Below are 22,519 nucleotides of genomic sequence, written 5' to 3'. Positions count from 1 at the left end.
GACGAGCAAGCGAAAAATCCTGAGCCACAGGTCAACAGGAATTGAACGTTACCGCCCTGTCATCGCTTGCAAGGGATGACGTCTCACCAGTCTCCGACAGTTGCCTGCATCACCGCGAGCGCGGCCACCGCCGCCGTGTCGGCGCGCAGGATGCGCGGCCCGAGCGGAATGGCTGTCACGAAGGGCAGGGCGCGCAGCATCTTGCGCTCGTCGTCGGAAAAGCCGCCCTCCGGCCCGACCAGCAGCCCAAGCCTGTTTTCCTTCACCGCCTGCAGCGCGGGCAGCGGATTGTTGGTCGAGGCGTCCTCGTCACAGAAGATCAGCCGCCGTTCCTTGTCCCAACCGGTCAGCAAACGCTCGAATTTTTCCGCTTCGAGCACTTGAGGCACCGCCAGGATGCCGCATTGCTCGGCGGCTTCGACAACATTGGCGCGCAGGCGATCGATCGACGGCTTGGCCACTTGCGTGTGCTGGGTGATGACCGGCTGCAGGATGCCGGCGCCCATCTCGACCGCCTTCTGCACGAGATAGTCGAGCCGGCCCTGCTTCAGCGGCGCAAAGCAGTAGACAAGGTCGGGCAGCGGCGGCTGTGGCCGTTGCAGCACCGACACCTTCAGCCGCACCGCCCTTTTTGTCTTCGCCGTGATGGCCGCCGACCATTCGCCGTCGCGGCCATTGAACACCAGGATTTCGGCGCCTTCGCCGAGCCGTAGCACATGCAGGAGATAGTGGCTCTGCTGTTGGCCGGCGTCGAACTCGATGTCTGGCCGCAGATCGTCGGGCACGAACAGACGTTGCATCTTGTAATTGGCGCGCATTGCGGAGGAATGAGCGAGCCGACCGCCGGCGTCAAGTCTCGGCGGACGGATGCCATACGGGGCGAAAGCCGTGACGCAGCACGGCGAGCGTCGTGGCCGGCGTCAGCAGCGAGAGCGTCTTGCTTTTGAGCATGCCGAAATCAGCTGGTGGGCCATATCCAGCAAAGGACCAGCGCAATGCTCTGCCGCCGCGCAAAGCATAAGCGTTGCCGCCATCCCCAACCATGGCGCCGTCCGGCAGGCCGGCAAGCTCGTCAAAGGCCACCGTCACCGGCTTGCCGCCCGACGCCAGCCGCTCCTTGTGCAGCCGCTTGTCGACTTGCGGCGCGCGCGGCTCGGCAATGCCGAAGGCTTCGCCGAAGCGGCCGACAAAATCCTTGGCCCGTTCGCGCTGGCAAAAGAAGCAGGGGCGATGGCCGGCCGCCAGTGCCGTGACCTCGTCGAGGAAGAACAGCTCGGTCCAGCCCGCTTTACCGCCCTTCCGGTTGCGGCCCATCGGTTCGCGCCGCACATCCCGGAATTGGCAGACGCAGATGATCCAGGCCTGAAGCGCCCAGCGCTTTTTCAGCAGCGTCTTCGTCTCGGGATCGTGGATGATGCCGCGATTGCCGGTCAACAGCCCGCGCTCGGACACGGCGTGGATGGCGCCGAACGGATCGACCCGGTTCTGCAGTGGCATAGTTTTCTCCCGGAATACGCATCTTGGCTGCAATGCGGACGGCATGATATCGCTCGTCGTATCATTTTCATGTCAGCAGGGTTTTTCATGCGGGTGCTGGTGGTCCAGAACTACGACAATACCGGCCTTGGCCAGGTCGGCGCCGCTCTTGCGGAGGCGGGCGCCGATCTCGATATACGCCTCCCTTACAAGGGCGATCTGCTGCCGGATGACGCGGCCGGGCATGATGCCATGGTGGTGCTTGGCGGTGGCCAGAATGCACTGGCCGACGATGAGTACCCCTATTTCCCGGCACTGCTCGAACTGACGCGCGATTTCGCCGGCAACGACCGCGCCGTGCTCGGCATCTGCCTCGGCAGTCAGCTCGTTGCTCGTGCCTTCGGTGGCGAGAACCGCATCGGCGGCGCCAACGAGTTCGGCTGGCGCGGCGTGTCGCTGACGCCGGATGCCAAGGCCGATCCGGTGCTGGGCGCACTGCCGGAAAAGTTTCCGATCTTCCAGTGGCACGATGACACCTTCGTGCTGCCTGAGAGCGCCGTCCGGCTCGCAGGCAACGATGTCGCCGAGAACCAGGCATTTCGCGTCGGCCGCGCCGTCTACGGCTTCCAGTTCCATTTCGAGGCCGACCGGCCGATGGTGCAGGACTGGAGCACGTCCTTCGCCCCGACCATCGCCGTGCGCCATCCCGATTGGGCCGGCAAGCTCGATCGCGAAATGGCCCGCAACGGGCCTGATGCGGATGCCGCGGGCCTGGCCATCGCACGTGCGTGGGTAGCGACAATCTAAGCGTCCCTCGGTGCGCTGCCGCGTGACATAATTGGCACGCGGCGGGGAATCCGCCTGGGGAAAACACCTTTCATCCTTGGCTTGTGTCCGCCCGCCATCCTAGAAGGCGCGCGCTCTGCATCTTCCGTGCAACCGCGATGAACCTTTTGTGTGACCCGCGCGACACACCGTTGATACAGAACATGCCTAGAAGCGCGAAATCGTCGAAACTTTGAAGCGAATTCTCCGTTTCAACGCATTGGTAACCGCCTCGTGCACAGATGCAGAAAGCTCAACAAGAGATGACGTCCGTGAAAGCAGCGCTTCTGTCCTTTGCCATGGTATCCGCCATCGTGCTGTGCGGACTCGGCATCTATGCCGCCGACGCAGCCAACAACCACAACGCCGTCGACGGTTACGGCGTCACCGCCTCGCTACGCTAGAGCCGGGCTGCGCCACGAGCCGGAGCGTCCTCGGACGCACAGCGCTCAAGCTTCCTTAATTGTCCAAGGTTCCTTGATCGTCATTGTCAGGATGCGTTTGTCCGGACCGTCGACGACGAGCGCGGTCAGCATGCCCGATTGCCAGGCAAGCGTGTCGACATTGACGCGGTTGGCCATCACTTCCGCCTCCGGTACCGGCGTGTGGCCGTGCACCACGATCTTCGGATAGAGGCCGGTGTGATTGTGGAAGACGTCGCGGATCCAGATCAGATCCTGCGGGTTTTGCCTGTCCAGGGGGATGCCCGGCCTGATGCCGGCATGGCAGAAGTAGAAATCGCCCAGTGTCACCGAAAACGGCAGCGACCGAAGGAAATCGATGTGGTCCTGCGGCACGGCCTCGACCAGGGCCTGATGTCCTTTGCGCACGGCGGACTCGGCCTTGCCGAACCACACGCTTGTGCCGTCATTGATCGTCACGCCGTAGGACTGCGCCGTCTGGATACCGCCAAAGCGGATGAAAAGTCCGTCCGGGTCGGGGGCCTTGAGAAAATCGAGAAAACCGATGTCGTGGTTACCGGCCAGCATCAGATGGCGCGGGTCGCGCTCGCGCGCTTCGATCAGGAAGTCGATGACGCCCTTTGAGTCCGGCCCGCGGTCGACATAGTCGCCAAGATGGATGACACGCCAGTCGGCTGGCGCCTGCTGCTCGATCTCGGTCCTGATGCGCTGATGCATGGCAGCCAGCAGGTCGAGCCGGCCATGCACGTCGCCAATCGCGTAGAGACGCACACCGTCCGGCCCCTGCGCGTCGAGAAAATGGATACCGGGTTCCGCCAAGGTCTCGTCGTCTCCGTGGTCAGGCTGTCACGGAACTCTAGCGCCGGAGTTGGTCCTTGCCCATGTCGGTGACCAGACGCTTTCCGCACAGTGCCAGCGTGATGTCCATCTCCTTGCGGATGATTTCCAATGCCTTGGTAACTCCTTCCTTGCCGAGCGCACCCAGGCCGTAAAGAAATGGCCGGCCGATATAGGTTCCCTTGGCGCCGAGGCAGAGCGCCTTCAGCACGTCCTGGCCGGAACGGATGCCGCCGTCCATATGCACTTCGATCGTGTCGCCGACCGCATCGGCAATCTCTTCCAGCACGCCGATCGACGACGATGCACCATCGAGCTGGCGCCCGCCATGGTTGGAAACGATGATCGCGTCGGCACCGGTCTTGGCCGCCATCAGCGCGTCTTCCTTGTCGAGAATGCCTTTGAGGATCAGCTTGCCGCCCCAGCGTTCCTTGATCCAGGCGACGTCCTTCCACGACAGATGCGGATCGAACTGCTCCGTCGTCCACGATGCCAGTGAGGACATGTTGCCGACGCCCTTGGCGTGGCCAACGATGTTGCGGAAGGTCCGCCGCTTGGTGCCGGCCATGGCGGCGCACCAGCGCGGGCGGATGGCCATGTCGACGATGTTCGTCAGCGTCAGCTTCGGCGGCGCCGAAAGCCCGTTGCGGATGTCCTTGTGGCGCTGGCCGAGAATCTGCAGGTCAAGCGTCAGCACCAGCGCCGAGCATTTCGCTGCCTTCGCCCTGTCGATGAGGTTGAGCACGAAATCCTTGTCGCGCAGCACATAGAGCTGGAACCAGAACGGCTTGGTGGTGACGGAGGCAACATCCTCGATCGAGCAGATGCTCATCGTCGACAGGGTGAACGGCACGCCGAACTCTTCCGCCGCCTGCGCCGCCAGCATCTCGCCATTCGCATGCTGCATCCCGGTCATGCCGGTTGGCGCCAATGCCACCGGCATCGATACCTTCTCGCCCACCATCGTCGATGCGAGCGAACGGTTGTCCATGTCGACGAGGACGCGCTGGCGGAACTTGATCTTATGGAAATCCTCTTCGTTGGCCCGATACGTGCTTTCGGTCCACGAACCGGAATCTGCATAGTCGAAGAACATCTTCGGCACGCGCCGGCGCGCGAGGTCCTTGAGATCGGCGATGGTCAGGATCTGGCTCATGGGTTCCCGTTTTCGATTGCTAGGAGCGTTTGCGTGCAGGTTCGGTGTCGGTGGCGTCGACACGCTGTTTCAGCCTCAGCCGCGAGACGCGCTGCCAGTCGCCGCTGCGCTCGGCCTCTGCCATCGACCGTTCGACATAGGTGATGTGGTCCATCGCCGCTTGCCGGGCCGCAGCCGGGTCGCCGGCCTTCACCGCCGCATGGATCGCCCGATGCTGTGCAAGCAGCGCCTCGCGCGCGCCGGGCACGCTGAACACCAGGAGCCGGTTCTGGAAAACGCCTTCCGACAACAGCCGGTAGCAGGAGCGCAGGGTGTGCAAAAGGATGATGTTATGCGCGCACTCACAGATCGCGTGGTGGAACTCGACGTCGATTTCAGCCTCGTCGTCGAAGTCGCCGGTCCGGTGCGCATCGTCCATGCGTGCCATGATCTTGTCGAGCAGCGCCATGTCGTCTGGTGTGGCCCGCCGCGCCGCGTATTCGGCCGCTACGCCTTCGATCTCACGGCGGTATTCTAGATAGTCGGTCACAGCCTTGCGGTGCATCGAGATCAGGTCCGTCACCGGCTTGGTGAACAGCTGGCCGATGACATCGGCGACATGCGTGCCGCCGCCGGGCCTTGTCGTCAAAAGGCCACGCCCTTCGAGCCCCTTCAGTGCGTCGCGCAGGATCGGCCGCGACACGTTGAACTGGCGTGCAAGCTCGCGCTCGCCCGGCAGCCGGTCGCCGGTGCGCAGGACGCCTTCGAGGATGAGGCTTTCGATCTGCTGCACCACCTCGTCGGCGGTGCGCGAATGCTCGATCCTGGAAAAAATGTCGCTCAACTCAATGCCTGGAAGGTGAACCGGTGTCGCGCAGGATAAAGCCTGCGTCGTCAACTGGTCAAATTATTTATCCAATTGGTCGAAGCGTGTCGATTTTGCCGCCCGGCGCCATATCGTCTTGGGCTAAACTTTGCTGTTTGCGTCATCAGGCTATTGGTCTAGAGGGACGCGAGTGCAAGAGGGTTCAAAGAAGCCCGGGGAACAAGCCGTGTCAGACGACCCGTCCAATCTCGAATTCCAGCCGCGCGCCAAAGGCAGCGTCATGGGGTTTCCCGCGCATGAGGGCCGGCCCGGCGCGCTCGGCGAGGTCCATGCCCGGCCGCATCCGCTGATCGAAAAGCCGCGCGTGCTGGTGCAACTCGCTTTCATGACCGAAGGCGGTTCCGGCGTCGACCACGCGGTGCTTTCCGAACTGTCGCGACGCCTCGGCATCGCCGCGCCCGATCGACAGGCTCGCCATCATGCCATGAAATGGGGCAAAGGTTCGCTGCGCTGGGAACGGCACACCGAATTCTCGACCTATCTGTGGGAAGGGCCGCTCTCCGAAAGCGGCAGGGCACAGGAAGATTCGCCGTTCGGCAACGGGTTTTCGCCGCCGGGAACCGTCATTTCGGGCATCCGGCTCGAAATCCGCAGATGGACGCAGGTCAGCGAAAGATTGATCGCCGGCTTCGATCCGACCAGCCTGTGCTACTCGCTGGTCGAGCGCGGCAATGCTGCCATCGTCACCGACTTTCGCCAGGACGGTGACGGCATGACGCGCATGCTGGTGCTCGACCGCGGCCTGACCCCGGCCCGCACCGGCGCGCTTTCGCAACGGCTGATCGACATCGAAACCTATCGCACGCTGGCCATGCTCGGCCTGCCGTTGGCGCTGAACCTGTCCGGCCGCGCCCGCCGCATCGAGGACCGGCTGGCGCAGACCACGCTGGAGATGAAGGTCGCTCAGACTCGTGACAGCCAGACCTTGCTGGCCGATCTCACCGAACTCGCCGCGGAACTGGAAGCCGACGCCGCGTCGAGCCTCTACCGTTTCGGCGCCAGCCGCGCCTATGATGGCATTGTCGTCGAGCGGCTGGAAGCGCTCGAGGAAGAAGCCGTGCCTGGGTACGACACCTGGGGCGGGTTCCTGCAGCGCCGCGTCGCACCAGCCATGCGCACCTGTCGCTCGGTCGAGGAGCGGCAGGCCAATCTGTCGCGAAAACTGACCCGCGCCACGACGCTGCTGCGCACATGGGTCGATGTCGAGGTCGAGAAGCAGAACCGCGACCTGCTCGCCTCGATGAACAACCGCGCTCGCCTGCAGCTGCGCCTGCAGCAGACCGTCGAAGGCCTGTCGGTCGCCGCCGTCTCCTACTATGTGGTCGGCCTCATAGGCTATGTCGCCAAGGGCGCCTCGATCTTCGGCCATGCCTTCGCGCCGGAGGTCATCACGGCTGCTTCGGTGCCTGTCGCCATCCTGCTGGTCTGGTGGGGCGTGCGCCGCGTACGCCGGCTGCATTCCGAACCCGGCAAGCTGGCTGGGGAGTAGCGCCTTCACCCTCCCCCTTGTGGGCAGGGCTATCGCATATGAATTCTTGCGAAGAAGAACCCCCACCCTAACCCTCCCCACAAGGGGGAGGGAACGCTGCCGCGTGCGTTTAATTCTTCTTGGCGCCGAAAAGACAGGCGATTCTCCTGGGTCAGCGCCAACGGAAGTCTCCCTCCCCCTTGTGGGGAGGGGTTAGGGGTGGGGGTCCGTGCCGGGCAGACATCTCAGGAATTCCATATGCGATAGCCCTGCCCTTGTGGGGAGGGTCGGTGAGCAGGTTGAGCGAAGCGAAACCTGCGAAACGGGGTGGGGGTGCTCATAGAGTGCTGGCCTTGCGCCGCACCCCCACCCCGCTCACTTCGTTCGCGACCCTCCCCACAAGGGGGAGGGTAAGACAGCGGCAGATTGCCGCTGCGGAAGCTTGTCCTGGCCGTAGAGTGACGGTCTCCACCACCACAGCATTTGCAACCAGCTCGCTTCACTGGTAAAAGATTTTGACCAGTCAAGCGAAAAGAGGCTGTTGATGTCCGGCCTGGCAATGCCGAAACCAGACGACGCCACGATGCGCCGGCGCGACGAGATCGTCGCCGACATGCGCATCATCGTGCCGGGCGAGGGCGTCGTCGACGCCGCCAATTCCATGCGTGCCTTCGAGAGCGACGGCCTGACCGCCTATCGGCAGCTGCCATTGGTTGTCGTTTTGCCGCAAACGGTGGCGCAGGTTTCCCGCGTGCTGAAGTACTGCAACGACCGCAACATCCGCGTCGTGCCGCGCGGCTCCGGCACTTCGCTGTCGGGCGGCGCGCTGCCGCTGGAAGACGCGGTGCTGCTGGTCATGAGCCGCTTCAACCGCATCCTTGCGATCGATTTTCCCAATCGTGTCGTCGTCGCCCAGCCGGGCGTCACCAATCTCGGCATCACCACCGCCGTCGAGCAGGAGGGCTTCTACTACGCCCCCGATCCATCCTCCCAGATCGCCTGCACGATCGGCGGCAACGTCGCTGAAAATTCCGGCGGCGTGCACTGCCTGAAATACGGCCTCACCGCCAACAATGTGCTCGGCATCGAAATGGTGCTGATGAACGGCGAGGTGGTGCGGCTGGGCGGCAGTCACCTTGATGCGGAAGGGTATGATCTGCTTGGTATCATGACCGGCTCGGAAGGGCTGCTCGGGGTCGTCACCGAGGTCACCGTGCGCATCCTGAAGAAGCCGGAGACGGCGCGCGCTTTGCTGATCGGCTTCCCGACCAGCGAGCAGGGCGGCCAGTGCGTCGCCGACATCATCGGCGCCGGCATCATTCCGGGCGGCATGGAGATGATGGACCGGCCGGCGATCCACGCGGCCGAAGATTTCGTCCATGCGGGCTATCCCCTCGATGTCGAGGCGCTGCTGATCGTCGAACTCGACGGGCCGGGCGTCGAGGTGGATCATCTGATCGGCCTTGTCGAGGCCATCGCCTACAAGAACGGCTCGACCACCTGCCGCATCTCGCAGTCCGAGCAGGAGCGGCTAAGCTTCTGGGCCGGCCGCAAGGCGGCATTCCCGGCGGTCGGCCGCATCTCGCCCGACTATTACTGCATGGACGGCACCATCCCGCGCAAGGAACTGCCGCGCGTGCTCGCCGGCATGCGCGAACTGTCGGAGAAATACGGCCTCGGCGTCGCCAATGTCTTTCACGCCGGCGACGGCAATCTGCACCCGCTGATCCTCTATGACGCCAATGTGCCGGGCGAACTCGACAAGGCGGAAAGCTTCGGTGCCGACATATTGCGGCTCTGCGTCAAGGTCGGCGGCGTCTTGACCGGCGAACACGGGGTGGGCGTGGAAAAACGCGACCTGATGCCGGAAATGTTCACCCAGATCGACCTCGACCAGCAGATGCGCGTCAAATGCGCCTTCGATCCCAACCATCTGCTCAACCCCGGCAAGGTCTTCCCGCAGCTCCGCCGCTGCGCAGAGCTCGGCCGCATGCACATTTCCGGCGGCAAGCTGCCGTTCCCGGACATTCCGAGGTTTTGAGGGACATGTCGGCGCTTGAACACCCCCCTCTGTCCTGCCGGACATCTCCCCCGCAAGGCCCGCAAGGGGGGAGATCGGCAGCTTCGACGTCTCGCTCTTCCGCCTCGGTTGGGGATTGGCGAAAGCAAAGCCGTCAGCAAATCTCCCCCCTTGAGGGGGAGATGTCCGGCAGGACAGAGGGGGGCGCCAAGGATCGCGGCATCTCGGTACTCGCGACTGGCGCGTGCTCCTCATGACCACTTTCACGCCAACCACGTCAGCCGAAGTCCTGTCCACCGTCGCCTGGGCGGTGGCGGAAGAGACGCCGCTCGAAATCCTTGGCCATGGGTCCAAGCGCGGCATCGGCCGTCCGCTGCAAACCGAACACACGCTTGACCTGTCGAGGCTCACCAGCGTCACGCTATACGAACCGGCCGAGCTGGTGCTGTCGGCCAAGGCAGGCACACCGCTGGCCGACATCGAGAAGCTGCTGGCGGAAAACGGCCAGCAACTCGCCTTCGAACCGATGGATTACGGTCCGCTGCTCGGCGGCGAGCCTGGAAAAGGCACGATCGGCGGTGTGCTTGCCGCGAACCTCTCCGGCCCGCGCCGGTTGAAGGCGGGCGCGGCACGCGATCATGTTCTGGGGATCAATGTGGTGTCCGGCCGTGGCGAGGCCTTCAAGTCGGGCGGCCGCGTGGTCAAGAACGTCACCGGCTATGACATGTCGAAGCTGATGGCCAACAGCTGGGGCACGCTGGCCGTATTCACCGACGTCACCTTCAAGGTGCTGCCGGCCGCCGAGACCGAGGTCACGTTCGCCATTCGTGGCCTGCTCGACGATGCGGCTGCCGCCGCCATGGCCATGGCGCTGGGTTCGAGCGCTGAAGTGTCGAGTGCCGCCCATCTGCCGGAGCGCATCGCCGCGCGCGTCGCCGAGGGTGCGCTTGGCAACGAGGCCGCCACGCTGCTGCGTGTCGAGGGCTTCGGCCCCTCCGTCGCCTATCGCATCGCCGCGCTGAAAACGCTGCTCGGCGAGGCCGGGCCGCTGGAGGAGATTGCCGGTGAGGCTTCACGGCTGATCTGGCGCGATGTGCGTGATTGCATGCCTTTCGCCGACAACAGCGAGAAACCGGTCTGGCGCGTGTCGATGACGCCGGGAGAGGGTCACCAGATGGTCCTGACGCTGCGCATGCAGGCAGCCGTCAGCGCCTTCTATGACTGGCAGGGCGGGCTGGTGTGGTTGCGCATGGAACAGGGCGACCCGGAAGCCGTTCTGCTGCGCGGGCTGTTGAGGAAACATGGCGGCGGCCATGCGACGCTGGTGCGCGCGGCGCCTTCGCATCGTGCTGCCTTGCCCGTTTTCGAGCCGCAGGCACCGGCGCTGGCGGAACTGTCGGCACGGCTGAAACAGGAATTCGACCCCAAGAACATCCTCAATCCCAGCCGAATGGCCTAGGATCCGACGCGATGCAGACCAATTTTTCGCTTGCCCAGCTTGCCGATCCGCATGTCGCGGAATCGGAGAAGATCCTGCGCAAATGCGTGCATTGCGGCTTCTGCACCGCGACCTGTCCGACCTATGTGACACTCGGCAACGAACTCGATTCACCGCGCGGGCGCATCTACCTGATCAAGGACATGCTGGAGAACGGCCGTCCGGCCGACAAGCAGATCGTCACCCATATCGATCGCTGCCTGTCGTGCCTCGCCTGCATGACCACCTGCCCGTCGGGCGTCAACTACATGCATCTGGTCGACCATGCCCGCGCCCATATCCAGGAGACCTACAAGCGACCGCTGCTCGACCGCCTGACCCGCGTCATGCTGGCCTTGGTGCTGCCCTATCCCGCGCGCTTTCGCGCCGCGCTCAGGCTGGCCAAGCTGGGCAAGCCGTTCATTCGCGTGTTCGAAAAGGTCCCGGCGCTGAAGCCGCTCGGCGCGATGCTCAAGCTCGCGCCGGCCTCGATCCCCACGGCTTCGCCGATGGCCTCACCAGGCATCCATGCCGGGCAGGGGGCGAAAAAGGGTCGCGTCGCCATCCTCACCGGCTGTGCGCAATCCGTGCTTGATCCCGCCATCAACAAGACCACGATTTCGCTGCTGACCCGGTTAGGCATCGAGGTCGTGGTGCCGCCGGGCGAGGGCTGCTGCGGCGCGCTGGTGCATCATATGGGGCGGGAGCAAGCTGCCCTTGCGTCGGCCAGACAAAATGTCGACGCCTGGACACAAGCCATCGAGCAGGGTGGGCTCGATGCCATCGTCATCACCGCGTCCGGCTGCGGCACCACCATCAAGGATTATGGCTTCATGCTGCGGCTCGATCCGGCCTATGCCGACAAGGCCGCGCGCGTGTCGGCGCTGGCCAAGGACATCACCGAGTATCTAGCTGGTCTCGAGCTGCCCGAACCGGTGCGCAAGCCGGGCACCATCGTCGCCTATCACTCGGCCTGCTCGATGCAGCACGGCCAGAAGATCACCCGCCAGCCGAAGGAACTGCTGGCCAAGGCCGGCTTCATTGTGCGCGAGCCGCGCGAGGGCCATCTGTGCTGCGGTTCGGCCGGCACCTACAACATTCTGCAGTCCGAGATTTCGGCCAAGCTGCGCGACCGCAAGGTGAAAAACATCGAGGCGACGGGTGCCTCGATCGTTGCTACCGGCAACATCGGCTGCATCACGCAGATTGCTTCCGCCGCGAAGCTGCCGGTCGTGCACACGATCAAGCTGCTCGACTGGGCCTATGGCGGGCCAAAGCCGGAAGGTGTTCTGGACGAGAGTCTGATCGCCGCGGAATAGCCTGCCTGTCGCGGCGTTACTCCGCCGCCAGCCTGTCCGCCGTGCCGTAGGTCGCCTCGTAGAGCGCGCGCTGGCGGCTGAGCGCCACCATCGTGTTACGCAGCAGGATGGCGACCGTGATCGGGCCGACGCCGCCCGGTACCGGCGTGATCCAGGAGGCGACCTCGCGCACGCTGTCGGTGTCGACATCGCCGACGATGCGGCTGGAGCCGTCAGGGCCGATCTCGGAATTGATGCCGATGTCGATGACGGCCGCACCCGGCTTGACCATGTCGGCCTTGATCAGCCGCGGCTTGCCGACGGCGACGAACAGCGCGTCGGCGCGCCGCGCATGGGCGGCGACCGATCGCGTCATGTGGTGGCAGACCGTCACTGTCGCGCCTTCGCTCATCAACAGGAAGGCGATAGGCTTGCCGACGATTTCCGAATGGCCGACGATCACGACTTCCAGCCCCTTGAGGTCGAGGCCGGTCTCCTTGAGCAGCTCGACCGAAGCGGCCGCCGTGCAGGGGGCGAGGTCGAGCTGATTGTAGACGATGTTGCCGATCGAGGACGGATGCATGCCTTCGACATCTTTCAGCGGATGCACCGCCGCCTGCAGCGTCCTGATCGGGATATGCGCGGGAACCGGCCGCTGGATGATGATGCCGGTGACACGCGGGTCGGCATTCAGGCCGTGGATCGCCGCTTCCAGTTCGCCTGATGTGATGGTTGCAGGAAAGCGCCTTTCCTCGAAATCGATACCGGCCAATTGTGCCTTGGCGCGCTGGTTGCGCACATAGACGTCGACCGCATCGGTGTCGCCGACGGTGATCGAGATCAGCTTGGGCGGAAAACCCTCAGCTTTGGCAATCGCGGCATCCTCGCGGACGGCGGCGATGATGCGCTGGGCGACCGGGCCACCTCTGAGATAACGGCTGTCTTCGGACAGGGACATGGGTGAACTCTTTTGCTGGTTGCCGCCCACATAGCAAAAGAACATCGCCAATGGCAGCGCGAAAGCGAACCACCATGATTTTTGCGCGACGCGCCGGGAAACAGTGTTTCGTTACGCCTCAGGCCGTGGTCAAAACGGAAAGGGCAGCGCGGTTTCCCGTGCTGCCCTTCCTGACCGGCCGCATCCCCATACGACCCGTCCCCCGTTATCCCTAAACTGACCTCGAAAAGCGGTCTGCTTTGCCGGCCAAGTGATTCGCAGGAATTATATCACCTCGACCGTGGTTCCAACATTGACCCGTTCATAGAGATCGACCACGTCCTCGTTGCGCATGCGGATGCAACCCGACGACACCGCGCCGCCGATCGTCCACGGCTGGTTGGTGCCGTGGATGCGGTACTCGGTCGTGCCGAGATAGAGCGCGCGGGCGCCGAGCGGGTTCTCCATGCCTCCGGCCAGATAGGTCGGCAAATAGCGGCCCTTGGCGGCTTCGCGCTTGATCATCTGCGCCGGCGGGCGCCAGTCCGGCCACTCGCGTTTGTTGGTGATCTTGTGCGTGCCCGACCATTCGAAGCCCGGCTTGCCGGTGCCGACGCCGTAGCGCCGCGCCTTGCCGTTCTTCTCGATCAGGAAGAGGAAATTCTGCGTGGTGTCGATGACGATCGTGCCCGGCTTCTGCGCGCCGTCATAGTCGACCTCCTGCGGCAGGAAGATCGGGTTGATCTGCGGGCGCATGGCCATGCGTTTGGCCGGTGCCTGCACCGCTGCCGTCCGCACCCGGTCGGGCTGCGCCGCGCGCAGGCGCGGCTGTTGCTGCACCACCTGGCGGTTCTGGCGCACGATGCCGGGCGCCTGGCCAAGCTGCAGCACCCAGGGGGCGGAAAGGTCGGGGCTCACCATCACCGGCGGCCTGTCGGCGTAGCGATCGCCGGCGGTTGAGGGCGTGACGCCGGCGGCAAACACAGCCACGGCGCCGAGCACGGGAAACAGTACTGTCTTCATCGGAACGCACCTTGATCGTCTGATACAAAACGGGTGGAAACGTCCTCCCGGTTCGGCGATCATTGGCGCGCAAGCAGCAACCGAAACATGAATCGGAATGCGTAAAATGCGCAAGTGTCGGTAAACCTTTTGGTGTGGTTACCGCCGGGTTCAGGAATCTGGTAAAGCCGCAGTAAATGCAGCGCAAAAGCGCATTAACGGACGGATTTTGGCTTATGGACAAGGAAGACACCGGCCTGCTCGCCGGCCCCGACGGCGTCGCGCGCTGCTTCTGGCACGGCAATCTGCCCGACTATCTGCACTACCACGACCATGAGTGGGGACGGCCGGTGGCGGATGACCGCAGGCTGTTCGAAAAGATCTGCCTCGAAGGCTTTCAGTCGGGCCTGTCGTGGCTGACCATCCTGCGCAAGCGGGAGAATTTTCGGCAAGCCTTCGCCAATTTCGAATTCGACAAGGTCGCTGCCTTCACCGACAAGGATGTCGAGCGCCTGCTTGGCAATGCCGGCATCATCCGTCATCGCGGCAAGATCGTCTCGACCATCAACAACGCCAAGCGCGCCCGCGAAATGGCAGATGAATTCGGCTCGCTGGCCGCCTGGTTCTGGAAGTTCGAACCCGGCAAGGATGAGCGGCCAGAGACGGTCGATCTCGCGCACCTGCGCGCCAACCCGACCACGGCCGTCTCGGTGCGGATTTCGAAGGAGTTGAAGAAGCGCGGCTGGAGCTTCGTCGGCCCGACCACCGTCTACGCCTTCATGCAGGCGATGGGTTTGGTCAACGACCACCTCGAGGGCTGCGTCTGCCGCAAAGAGGTCGAGAAGCAGCGGAAGGCTTTCAAAAGACCAAAATAGGGCTCCCCACCTCGCCCTTGTGGGTAGGTCGCGCCGAAGGGGCGGGTGGGGGTAACTTCAGGTGCCGTTGGCGCTGGCCAGCACCAGGCCGGCGACAATCGCCACCACCGTGGCCACGGTCGGATAGATCACCAGCAGGCCGGTCATCAACGCGTCGCGCATGGATGGACCCTTGCCGGTGTCGGCCGGGACTTCGAACGGGCCGGCAGCCTGGCTGACCATTTTCGGGGCATGAATGTCGGCCGGGCGCAAGCGTGCGGGCAATTCGCCTGCATCGCTGTCGATGGCATGGAATCTTGCTGTGCTGGTCATCGCCGCGACCCCCTCATTTCGGCGCGTTTATCCCTGGCGATTGTGTCGGCACGATGCCGCGCGCATGGCGTGATTGTTTCATTTTCGATGCGGTTCTGTTTCAGGGTGCTTCGGTTCCGCCTTCTCTCGGCAGGGAGAGGCAAGGCTGCAAACCCTTGCCGCACAAAGCTGCATCGGTTAGGACACGCGCGCTGCGGAAATAGGAAATTTCCTATCGCACAGCGCCACGAAACACCGAGTACCCATCTCATGGCCGATAAATCGGAAAAGACGAAAGCGCGACTGCCGCGCGGTTTTGCCGACCGCAGCGCCGAGGACATCCGCGCCGTCGAGAAGATGATGGTGACGATCCGCTCGGTCTATGAGCTTTATGGTTTTGAACCGGCCGACCAGCCGTTGATCGAATACACGGACGCGCTCGGAAAATTCCTGCCCGACCAGGACCGGCCGAACGAAGGGGTATTCTCCTTCCAGGATGACGACGACCAGTGGCTGTCGCTGCGCTATGACCTGACCGCGCCGACGGCGCGCTTCGTCGCCGAGAATTACGAGCGCCTGCCAAAACCCTATCGCAGCTATCGCTCCGGCTGGGTGTTCCGCAACGAGAAGCCTGGTCCTGGCCGCTTCCGCCAGTTCATGCAGTTCGACGCCGACACGATCGGCACGCCTGGCGTGGCCGCCGACGCCGAGATGGCGATGATGATGGCCGACGTCATGGAAGCGCTGGGTATCAAGCGCGGCGACTACATCATCCGCGTCAACAACCGCAAGGTTCTGGACGGCGTTCTGGAGGCGATCGGCCTTGGCGGCGAGGAGAATACCGGCCGCCGGCTGACGGTGCTGCGGGCGATCGACAAGCTGGACAAGCTCGGGCCGGAAGGGGTGAAGCTTTTGCTTGGGCCGGGGCGCTGGGATGGCGGCAAGGAAGGCGAGGGCGACTTCGCCAAGGGCGCCGGGTTGAACAGCGGACAAGCCGAGGCGGTTCTTCTCGCGACAGCGAGGAATGCACATGCCGGCCAGGATACCATGGTCAGTTCGAACGCGGTCTACCAGGAAGGTGTCGGCGAACTGTCGACGATTGAGGCCCTGGTCAGGGCGGCGGGATATGGCGAAGACCGTATTGCCATGGACCGCTCGGTCGTTCGCGGCCTCGAATACTACACCGGCCCGGTCTTCGAGGCCGAGCTTCTGGCCGAAATCCCCAACGAGGACGGCCAGATCGTGCGCTTCGGCTCGGTCGGCGGCGGTGGCCGCTATGATGGCCTCGTCTCGCGCTTTCGCGGCGAGCCGGTGCCGGCGACCGGTTTCTCCATCGGCGTCTCCAGGCTGATGACCGCGCTGAAGAACCTCGGCAAGCTCGACAGCGCGGATGTAATCGCGCCGGTCGTGGTGTTGGTGATGGACAAGGATACCGACAGCCTCGGCCGCTACCAGAAGATGGTTTCGGAACTGCGTGCCGCCGGCATCCGCTCGGAAATGTACCTCGGCGGCGCCGGCATGAAAGCACAGCTCAAATATGCGGATCGCCGCGGCTGCCCGGTTGCAATCATCCAGGGCGGCGACGAGCGCGCCAAGGGCGAGCTGCAGATCAAGGACCTGATCGAAGGCGCGCGCATGTCGGCCGAGATCACCGACAACGCCGAATGGCGCGCCGCCCGCCCGGCGCAGGTGACGGTGGCGGAAAGCGAGCTGGTCGCGGAGGTGAAGAAGATTTTGGCGGCGCAGGCCGAGGAACGGTCTAAGTGACGAGCGCCGGCCTCTCTTGTCCTTCTCCCCTTGTGGGAGAAGGTGGCCTCGCGAAGCGAGGTCGGATGAGGGGTGTTCCAGGGAACACCAACGCCTTATTCCGTCCAGCACCCCTCATCCGTCTTGGCGCTACGCGCCAACCCACCTTCTCCCACAAGGGGAGAAGGGAAGGTGGCGCTTCATGACCTCCCGCTACCCCGCCATCGCAGCCGATATCACCAACCTCTTCGCCACGCGCAACACGCACGCCGTCGAGGTCGCCATATTGCAGCCGGCCGACCCGTTCCTCGACATGGCCGGCGAGGATTTGCGCCGCCGTATCTTCCTGACCGAAAGCGAAACGGGCCAGACATTGTGCCTGCGGCCGGAATTCACCATTCCGGTCTGCCTCGACCACATCCATTCGCAAGCCGGCACGCCGCGCCGCTATTCCTATCTCGGCGAGGTCTTCCGCCAGCGCCGTGAAGGCGGCAACGAGTTCTTCCAGGCTGGCATCGAGGATCTTGGCGATCGTGATACGGCGCAAGCCGATGCTCGCTCGCTGGCCGATGCGCATGCGCTGCTTGCCTTGGTGCTGCCCGGCCAGGCGCTGGCGATCACGCTCGGCGACCAGACCATTTTCGAGGCGGTGCTGGCAGCCCTTGGCCTGCCGCGCGGCTGGCGCATGCGTCTTGCCCGCGCCTTCGGCTCAGCGCCGATGCTTGAGGCGGCACTCGCCGATCTCGCCAATCCGCCGCGCAACGGCCAGCTCCCCGGCGCGGTCGCTGCTCTCGTTCTCGACGGTGATCTGGACGGTCTTTCCGCTCACATCGCCAGTGGCATGGAAGAGGCCGGCCTGTCGGCATCCGCCGGACGCCCGCCATCCGACATTGCGCGGCGGCTGATCGAGAAAGCCGAACTGCGCAGCGTGAGGCTGTCGAATGAAGCCTTCGCGGCGCTGAAGGGTTTTCTGGCGATCGACGTGCCGCTCGCCGGCGCGGCCGAGGCGCTGGCCTCCTTCGCCAGCGCTGCCGGGCTTTCGCTTGATACTGCGCTGGAGAAGTTCGCCGCCCGTGCCCAGGCGATCGAGGCGCACGGCCTGCCGGCCGGAAAAATCCGCTACGATGCCGCTTTCGGCCGGCCGCTCGATTACTACACCGGCCTGGTTTTCGAAATCGCGGCTGACAATGGCGACCGGGGCGACCGGCCGCTGGTCGGTGGCGGCCGCTATGACCGGCTGCTGACCTTGCTCGGCGCGAAAACGCCGATCCCAGGCGTCGGCTTTTCCGTCTGGCTCGACCGCATCGAGGCGTTGCGCGAGATGGCGCCATGATCACGCTGGCGATCCCGTCGAAAGGCCGCCTGAAAGAGCAGGCGCTGCACGTGCTGGCCAAAGCCGGCCTCACCGTCAGCCTGCCAGGTGATGAGCGCAAGTACCACGCCCGCGTCGAGGGCCTGGACAATGTCGAAGTGGTGTTCCTGTCGGCTTCCGAAATATCAGGCGAGATCGGCCAGGGCGCGATCGATCTCGGCATCACCGGCGAGGATTTGGTGCGTGAAAACCTCGCCGACTGGGAAACCCGCGCTGAAATCATCGCCCGTCTCGGCTTCGGCAGTGCCGATGTCGTGGTGGCCGTGCCCGACATCTGGCTCGACGTCGACACCATGGCCGACCTCGACGACGTCGCCGCCGACTTTCGCCAGCGCCACGGCAGGCGGCTGCGCATTGCCACCAAATACTGGCGATTGACCCAGCAATTCTTCTCGCAAAAACACGGCATCCAGGTCTACCGCATCGTCGAGAGCCTCGGCGCCACCGAAGGCGCGCCGGCGGCGGGGCTGGCCGATGTCATCGTCGACATCACCACCACTGGCTCGACGCTGCGCGCCAATCATCTCAAGGTGCTGGGCGACGGCCTTGTCCTGCGCTCGCAGGCCTGTCTGGTGGCGTCGAGGAAGACACGGGCGGCGGCGGATGAAGCGATCCTGCGCGATATTGCTGCGAAGGTAGCGGCAGCGGTCGGATAGCGGCGGGGCCTTCCCACACCTCCACTACCCCCGGGCTTCGAACCCAGCTTGACAAAAAGCTGACGGCGGCCAGCCCGGCGGCACAGGGCTCCGAACTCAGATTAACAAAAAGCTGACGGCGACCAGTGTTAGCAGCTTTTGTGCCGTTAGTTTCTTCGCGATAGGAATTTTTTCTTGACTCCGTGCCCTCAGCTATGGTACATATTTGTCCATGGTGCTGATTTGCGCCAGCGACCCGCCGCCCAGGCGGGTTTTTGCGTTTTGATGCTTCGCCAGCCAACGCGAGTCTCCGAAGCATCGTTGACCGGATCGGTGCTCTGCCACGACTATCGGCGGGATTTTCACCACCCCCTCGGGCTGATAGGCTCGGCCAGTCCCGGGAGGAGAGAGCGATGCCAGTCAATCTCGACGAGCTAAAGAACGCCAGCAATTTGCGTGGACGCGGAGCGCGCAATGGCGGTGTTTTCGTGGCACCCGTCGACGGCAAGGCGCATGTCTCGGGTGAGCGCAGCGTGCCGCTGCTCGACAAGACGATTCCCGCGCTACTTTCCGACACCGTCAGCAAGTACGGTACGCAAGATGCCGCCGTTTTCGTCGATCAGGACAAGCGCTTCACCTGGAGCGAACTGTCGGACACCGTCGATGCGCTGGCCGCCGGCTTCCTGGCGCTGGGGTTGGTAAAAGGCGATCGCGTCGGCATCTGGTCGCCCAACCGATGGGAATGGCTGGTGACGCAATTCGCCACCGCCCGCATCGGCCTGATCCTGGTCAACATCAACCCGGCCTACCGGCTGACCGAGCTGGACTACGCGCTGAACAAGGTCGGCTGCAAGGCGCTGGTCACGGCGGCCAAGTTCAAGACCTCCGACTATCTGGGCATGATCGAGACGCTGGCGCCGGAGATTGCCAAGGCCACGCCGGGCAAGCTCAAGGCGCAAAAACTGCCGGCGCTGAAGATCGTCATCCGCATGGGCGAGGACAACTCACCCGGCATGTTCAATTTTGGCGATGTATTGGCCATGGCCGGACGCGACGAGCATGACAGCCTCGACCGCATCTCGGAGGGGCTGAAACCGAGCGAGGCCATCAACATCCAGTTCACGTCAGGCACGACAGGGGCGCCCAAGGGCGCGACGCTGACCCACAACAACATCGTCAACAACGGCAATTTCGTCACCTCGGCGATCAAACTGACCGTCGACGACCGGCTCTGCATCCCGGTGCCGCTCTACCACTGCTTCGGCATGTCGATGGGCACGATGGGCTGCGTGTCGAAGGGCGCCACCATGGTTTTTCCGGGCGAGGGCTTCGATGCCGGCGCCACGCTGAAGGCGGTGGCGCAGGAACGCTGCACCGGGCTCTACGGCGTGCCGACGATGTTCGTAGCCCTCCTCGATCACCCGGATTTCCCGTCCTTCGATCTCTCCAGCCTGCGCACCGGCATCATGGCCGGCTCGCCATGCCCGATCGAGGTGATGAAGAAGGTGGTGTCGCTGATGCACATGGAAGAGGTGACCATCGCCTATGGCATGACCGAGACCAGCCCGGTCTCGTTCCAGAGCGGCGTCGACGACCCGCTGGAAAAGCGCGTCTCGACCGTCGGGCGCATCCACCCCCATGTCGAGGTCAAGGCGGTCGATGCCGATGGCGCCACCGTCGCCGTCGGCGCGCCGGGCGAGCTTTGCACACGCGGCTATTCCGTGATGAAGGGCTACTGGGACGACGAGGAGAAGACCCGCGAGGCGATCGACAGCGACGGCTGGATGCACACCGGCGATCTCGCCACCATCGACGCCGAGGGCTATTGCAACATCGTCGGCCGGGTCAAGGACATGGTCATCCGCGGCGGCGAGAACGTCTACCCGCGCGAGGTCGAGGAATTCCTCTACCGCCATCCCAAGGTCAAGGAGGTGCAGGTGTTCGGCATTCCCGACGCCAAATATGGTGAGGAGCTGTGTGCCTGGATCGTGCTCAAGCCCGGCCAGATCGTCACCGAGCAGGAAATCAAAAACTTCTGCGCCGGCCAGATCGCCCACTACAAGATCCCCCGCCATATCCGCTTCCGCAGCGAATTGCCGATGACGGTGACCGGCAAGCCGCAGAAGTTCCTGATGCGTCAGGCGATGGTCGAGGAACTGGGATTGGTGACGCAGAAGACGGCGTGAGTATAGGCTTTCCGCAAGGTTCGCAGAAACGCACGGGGCTTGAAATGAGTGGTTTCGCGCGATCGGTGACTTCTTATGCGATGCCGTTGGCCGCCTTGGTGATGGCTGTCGCAGTCAGAGCCAGCGGGCTGTCGGTAGACGAAGGTTCGCCGAGCGTCAGGATCCTCGTCGGAACGCTTTCGAGTGCGATCATGTTTATCACCATTTTCGTGGTGCTCGACCACGCCGAAGCGGTAGCTCGGCGTGTAGGGGAGCCTTACGGTACGTTGGTGCTGACTTTTGCCGTGACGGCAATCGAAGTGTCGATCATCGTTTCCATGATGCTGCATGGAGAAAACAACCCTACGCTTGCACGTGAGTCCGTCTTCTCGACGGTGATGATTACATCTACCGGCGTTGTCGGTACGTGTCTCACGCTTGGCGGCTGGCGCCATCGCAAGCAGGCAATCGTTCGGCAAGGGACCAGCGCATATCTGGCGGTTCTGGCCGCGCTGACCATCATGACGCTTATTCTGCCGACCTACACACGAACTACCGATCCTGGCACATTTTCAGCAGCTCAACTTGGTTTCGTGAGCGTGCTTTCGGTGCTGCTCTATGCAAGTTTTGTGTTCGCGCAAACTGTCCGGCACCGAGACGACTTTGTCGAAGGGCAGACGCACGGCGTTTCGCTGCGGACTGCCCCTCACGAAAGCATCTCTGCCAGCACTCTGCTCCTGTTAATCGGGCTGATTGGCATTGTAATGCTCGCCGAGCAAGTCGCCGCAAGTGTTGAAAATACGCTCGTTACCTACGAGGTGACACAGGCTGACAGTATTGTGGGGGCGTTGATCGCGGGGCTGGTTTTGATGCCGGAGGCCATTTCGGCGGTTCGCGCTTCCCTCAACAATGAGCTGCAACGCGGTTTGAATGTCGCGATGGGTTCGGCTTGCGCTACAATTGGTTTGACAATACCGGCGGTCGCAGCCGCCAGCCTGCTGACGGGAAGAGGGTTAACCCTGGGGCTTCCAGCGACTGACACAGTGCTTTTGATTTTAGCGCTCTTCATATGCAACGTGAGTTTTAGTACTGAAAGAACAACATTCTTGACGGGTACGGTTCATATCGTGGTATTTTTTACTTATTTATTTCTTATATTTGTACCATGAAGGCTTTGGTTCGAGCGGGCAATTACTGCACGAATGAGGCGGCTGCTATTGGTGACGCAGAAGACGGCGTGAGGGGGCAGGGTGCGACATCCCTCATAGCCTCACGCTGCGGATTTGAGGTGATCGATAAAGGCGCGCAGCTTCGGCAGGACCTGGCGCTTACCGGGATGATAAAGGAAGACGCCCGGCGTCGTCGCGGCGAAGCCGTCCAGCACCGATTTGAGTTTTCCCTGTTCTATCGGACCTTCGGCGACGGGTCGGGGCGTCTGGGCCAGCCCGATGCCCTGTATCGCCGCACCGAGCAACGTCGGATAGTCGTGCGCGATCAGCGGGCCTGAGACCATCGCCTCGATTGCCTCGTTGCCGTCGACGAAGGACCAGGGCGCGATGGCGCCGTTCGAGCGGCGCAAGCGCAGGCAGGCATGGTGGCGCAGATCCTCGAGGCGCTCGGGGCGGCCATGGTGCTCGAGATAGTCCGGGCTG

The 22,519-nt window shown here is 63.5% G+C and carries 21 protein-coding genes; 12 read left to right on the top strand and 9 right to left on the bottom strand.

Annotated features, from left to right (window positions below; genetic code table 11):
- Window positions 1-83: 83 nt before the first annotated feature.
- Both NKJ06_RS21745 and NKJ06_RS21740 read right to left on the bottom strand, forming a co-directional pair.
- Window positions 84-818 (bottom strand): 16S rRNA (uracil(1498)-N(3))-methyltransferase, encoded by a 735-nt coding sequence (locus tag NKJ06_RS21745; protein WP_352810567.1) that lies wholly within the window; start codon window positions 816-818, stop codon window positions 84-86.
- A gap of 31 nt (window positions 819-849) precedes the next feature.
- A complete protein-coding gene (locus tag NKJ06_RS21740) occupies window positions 850-1,497 on the bottom strand; it encodes a hypothetical protein (protein WP_352810566.1) in 648 nt (215 codons plus the stop codon).
- 87 nt (window positions 1,498-1,584) lie between these two features.
- On the opposite strand from NKJ06_RS21740, the gene NKJ06_RS21735 reads away from it, so the two are divergent.
- Both NKJ06_RS21735 and NKJ06_RS21730 read left to right on the top strand, forming a co-directional pair.
- Window positions 1,585-2,283: a type 1 glutamine amidotransferase gene (locus NKJ06_RS21735; RefSeq protein WP_352629414.1), complete on the top strand. Its 699-nt coding sequence runs from the start codon at window positions 1,585-1,587 to the stop codon at window positions 2,281-2,283.
- A gap of 290 nt (window positions 2,284-2,573) precedes the next feature.
- Window positions 2,574-2,705 carry a hypothetical protein gene (locus tag NKJ06_RS21730; RefSeq protein ID WP_274533732.1) on the top strand — a complete coding sequence of 44 codons (132 nt, stop codon included), beginning with the start codon at window positions 2,574-2,576 and terminating at the stop codon, window positions 2,703-2,705.
- A 45-nt stretch (window positions 2,706-2,750) separates the two neighbouring features.
- Here NKJ06_RS21730 and NKJ06_RS21725 read toward each other — a convergent pair whose 3' ends face one another.
- Genes NKJ06_RS21725 through NKJ06_RS21715 form a run of 3 tightly spaced genes read right to left on the bottom strand, consistent with a single transcriptional unit; the run spans window position 2,751 to window position 5,539 of the window.
- The gene (locus NKJ06_RS21725; protein ID WP_352629413.1) at window positions 2,751-3,542 is read right to left on the bottom strand and encodes a metallophosphoesterase; all 792 of its coding nucleotides are present in this window, start codon (window positions 3,540-3,542) and stop codon (window positions 2,751-2,753) included.
- A gap of 37 nt (window positions 3,543-3,579) precedes the next feature.
- Window positions 3,580-4,716: an alpha-hydroxy acid oxidase gene (locus NKJ06_RS21720; RefSeq protein ID WP_352629411.1), complete on the bottom strand. Its 1,137-nt coding sequence runs from the start codon at window positions 4,714-4,716 to the stop codon at window positions 3,580-3,582.
- A gap of 19 nt (window positions 4,717-4,735) precedes the next feature.
- Window positions 4,736-5,539, bottom strand: coding sequence for a FadR/GntR family transcriptional regulator (locus tag NKJ06_RS21715; protein WP_352629409.1), 804 nt, complete (start codon window positions 5,537-5,539; stop codon window positions 4,736-4,738).
- Window positions 5,540-5,747: 208 nt separating this feature from the next.
- Here NKJ06_RS21715 and NKJ06_RS21710 point away from each other — a divergent pair, with 208 nt between their 5' ends.
- From NKJ06_RS21710 to glcF, 4 genes are all read left to right on the top strand, one after another.
- Window positions 5,748-7,070, top strand: coding sequence for a DUF3422 family protein (locus tag NKJ06_RS21710; protein ID WP_352629408.1), 1,323 nt, complete (start codon window positions 5,748-5,750; stop codon window positions 7,068-7,070).
- Window positions 7,071-7,593: 523 nt separating this feature from the next.
- On the top strand, window positions 7,594-9,090 hold the full coding sequence (locus tag NKJ06_RS21705; protein WP_352629406.1) for an FAD-linked oxidase C-terminal domain-containing protein: 1,497 nt from the start codon (window positions 7,594-7,596) through the stop codon (window positions 9,088-9,090).
- A 232-nt stretch (window positions 9,091-9,322) separates the two neighbouring features.
- Entirely contained in the window at window positions 9,323-10,528 is a 1,206-nt protein-coding gene (locus tag NKJ06_RS21700; protein WP_352629403.1) for an FAD-binding protein, read from the top strand.
- 11 nt (window positions 10,529-10,539) lie between these two features.
- Window positions 10,540-11,865, top strand: coding sequence for a glycolate oxidase subunit GlcF (glcF, locus tag NKJ06_RS21695; protein WP_352629402.1), 1,326 nt, complete (start codon window positions 10,540-10,542; stop codon window positions 11,863-11,865).
- A gap of 16 nt (window positions 11,866-11,881) precedes the next feature.
- Here glcF and NKJ06_RS21690 read toward each other — a convergent pair whose 3' ends face one another.
- Both NKJ06_RS21690 and NKJ06_RS21685 read right to left on the bottom strand, forming a co-directional pair.
- Window positions 11,882-12,802: a bifunctional 5,10-methylenetetrahydrofolate dehydrogenase/5,10-methenyltetrahydrofolate cyclohydrolase gene (locus NKJ06_RS21690; protein ID WP_352629400.1), complete on the bottom strand. Its 921-nt coding sequence runs from the start codon at window positions 12,800-12,802 to the stop codon at window positions 11,882-11,884.
- 264 nt (window positions 12,803-13,066) lie between these two features.
- Window positions 13,067-13,804: a L,D-transpeptidase gene (locus NKJ06_RS21685; protein WP_352629398.1), complete on the bottom strand. Its 738-nt coding sequence runs from the start codon at window positions 13,802-13,804 to the stop codon at window positions 13,067-13,069.
- Between the two features lie 215 nt (window positions 13,805-14,019).
- Here NKJ06_RS21685 and NKJ06_RS21680 point away from each other — a divergent pair, with 215 nt between their 5' ends.
- Entirely contained in the window at window positions 14,020-14,658 is a 639-nt protein-coding gene (locus NKJ06_RS21680; RefSeq protein ID WP_352629396.1) for a DNA-3-methyladenine glycosylase I, read from the top strand.
- 57 nt (window positions 14,659-14,715) lie between these two features.
- On the opposite strand, the gene NKJ06_RS21675 is transcribed toward NKJ06_RS21680, so the two are convergent.
- Complete coding sequence (locus tag NKJ06_RS21675; protein WP_352629394.1) at window positions 14,716-14,970, bottom strand: hypothetical protein; 255 nt, start codon at window positions 14,968-14,970, stop codon at window positions 14,716-14,718.
- Between the two features lie 249 nt (window positions 14,971-15,219).
- Here NKJ06_RS21675 and hisS point away from each other — a divergent pair, with 249 nt between their 5' ends.
- From hisS to NKJ06_RS21650, 5 genes are all read left to right on the top strand, one after another.
- Complete coding sequence (gene hisS / locus NKJ06_RS21670) at window positions 15,220-16,716, top strand: histidine--tRNA ligase (RefSeq protein ID WP_352629392.1); 1,497 nt, start codon at window positions 15,220-15,222, stop codon at window positions 16,714-16,716.
- Window positions 16,717-16,897: 181 nt separating this feature from the next.
- Window positions 16,898-18,028, top strand: a complete 1,131-nt coding sequence (locus tag NKJ06_RS21665; protein ID WP_352629390.1) for an ATP phosphoribosyltransferase regulatory subunit — start codon at window positions 16,898-16,900, stop codon at window positions 18,026-18,028.
- Window positions 18,025-18,723 (top strand): ATP phosphoribosyltransferase, encoded by a 699-nt coding sequence (gene hisG / locus NKJ06_RS21660; RefSeq protein ID WP_352629388.1) that lies wholly within the window; start codon window positions 18,025-18,027, stop codon window positions 18,721-18,723. Before NKJ06_RS21665 ends, hisG begins: the two co-directional genes overlap by 4 nt.
- A 392-nt stretch (window positions 18,724-19,115) precedes the next feature.
- Window positions 19,116-20,888, top strand: coding sequence for an AMP-binding protein (locus tag NKJ06_RS21655; protein ID WP_352629386.1), 1,773 nt, complete (start codon window positions 19,116-19,118; stop codon window positions 20,886-20,888).
- 191 nt (window positions 20,889-21,079) lie between these two features.
- A complete protein-coding gene (locus NKJ06_RS21650; RefSeq protein WP_352629384.1) occupies window positions 21,080-22,036 on the top strand; it encodes a calcium:cation antiporter in 957 nt (318 codons plus the stop codon).
- A 101-nt stretch (window positions 22,037-22,137) separates the two neighbouring features.
- On the opposite strand, the gene NKJ06_RS21645 is transcribed toward NKJ06_RS21650, so the two are convergent.
- Window positions 22,138-22,519, bottom strand: a 382-nt coding sequence (locus tag NKJ06_RS21645) for a LysR substrate-binding domain-containing protein (RefSeq protein WP_352810564.1), incomplete at its 5' end; no start/stop codon positions are given.

Source organism: Mesorhizobium sp. M0293, assembly GCF_040321735.1.
Classification (GTDB): Bacteria; Pseudomonadota; Alphaproteobacteria; order Rhizobiales; family Rhizobiaceae; genus Mesorhizobium.
This window is presented reverse-complemented; position numbering and strand designations above follow the sequence as displayed.

Bases quoted from the DNA above. Each gene is read 5' to 3' on its own strand.
- NKJ06_RS21745 (WP_352810567.1), bottom strand. From the start codon at position 818: ATGCGCGCCAATTACAAGATGCAACGTCTGTTCGTGCCCGACGATCTG.
- NKJ06_RS21740 (WP_352810566.1), bottom strand. From the start codon at position 1,497: ATGCCACTGCAGAACCGGGTCGATCCGTTCGGCGCCATCCACGCCGTG.
- NKJ06_RS21735 (WP_352629414.1), top strand. From the start codon at position 1,585: ATGCGGGTGCTGGTGGTCCAGAACTACGACAATACCGGCCTTGGCCAG.
- NKJ06_RS21720 (WP_352629411.1), bottom strand. From the start codon at position 4,716: ATGAGCCAGATCCTGACCATCGCCGATCTCAAGGACCTCGCGCGCCGG.
- NKJ06_RS21705 (WP_352629406.1), top strand. From the start codon at position 7,594: ATGTCCGGCCTGGCAATGCCGAAACCAGACGACGCCACGATGCGCCGG.
- NKJ06_RS21700 (WP_352629403.1), top strand. From the start codon at position 9,323: ATGACCACTTTCACGCCAACCACGTCAGCCGAAGTCCTGTCCACCGTC.
- glcF (WP_352629402.1), top strand. From the start codon at position 10,540: ATGCAGACCAATTTTTCGCTTGCCCAGCTTGCCGATCCGCATGTCGCG.
- NKJ06_RS21690 (WP_352629400.1), bottom strand. From the start codon at position 12,802: ATGTCCCTGTCCGAAGACAGCCGTTATCTCAGAGGTGGCCCGGTCGCC.
- NKJ06_RS21685 (WP_352629398.1), bottom strand. From the start codon at position 13,804: ATGAAGACAGTACTGTTTCCCGTGCTCGGCGCCGTGGCTGTGTTTGCC.
- NKJ06_RS21680 (WP_352629396.1), top strand. From the start codon at position 14,020: ATGGACAAGGAAGACACCGGCCTGCTCGCCGGCCCCGACGGCGTCGCG.
- NKJ06_RS21675 (WP_352629394.1), bottom strand. From the start codon at position 14,970: ATGACCAGCACAGCAAGATTCCATGCCATCGACAGCGATGCAGGCGAA.
- hisS (WP_352629392.1), top strand. From the start codon at position 15,220: ATGGCCGATAAATCGGAAAAGACGAAAGCGCGACTGCCGCGCGGTTTT.
- NKJ06_RS21665 (WP_352629390.1), top strand. From the start codon at position 16,898: ATGACCTCCCGCTACCCCGCCATCGCAGCCGATATCACCAACCTCTTC.
- hisG (WP_352629388.1), top strand. From the start codon at position 18,025: ATGATCACGCTGGCGATCCCGTCGAAAGGCCGCCTGAAAGAGCAGGCG.
- NKJ06_RS21655 (WP_352629386.1), top strand. From the start codon at position 19,116: ATGCCAGTCAATCTCGACGAGCTAAAGAACGCCAGCAATTTGCGTGGA.
- NKJ06_RS21650 (WP_352629384.1), top strand. From the start codon at position 21,080: ATGTTTATCACCATTTTCGTGGTGCTCGACCACGCCGAAGCGGTAGCT.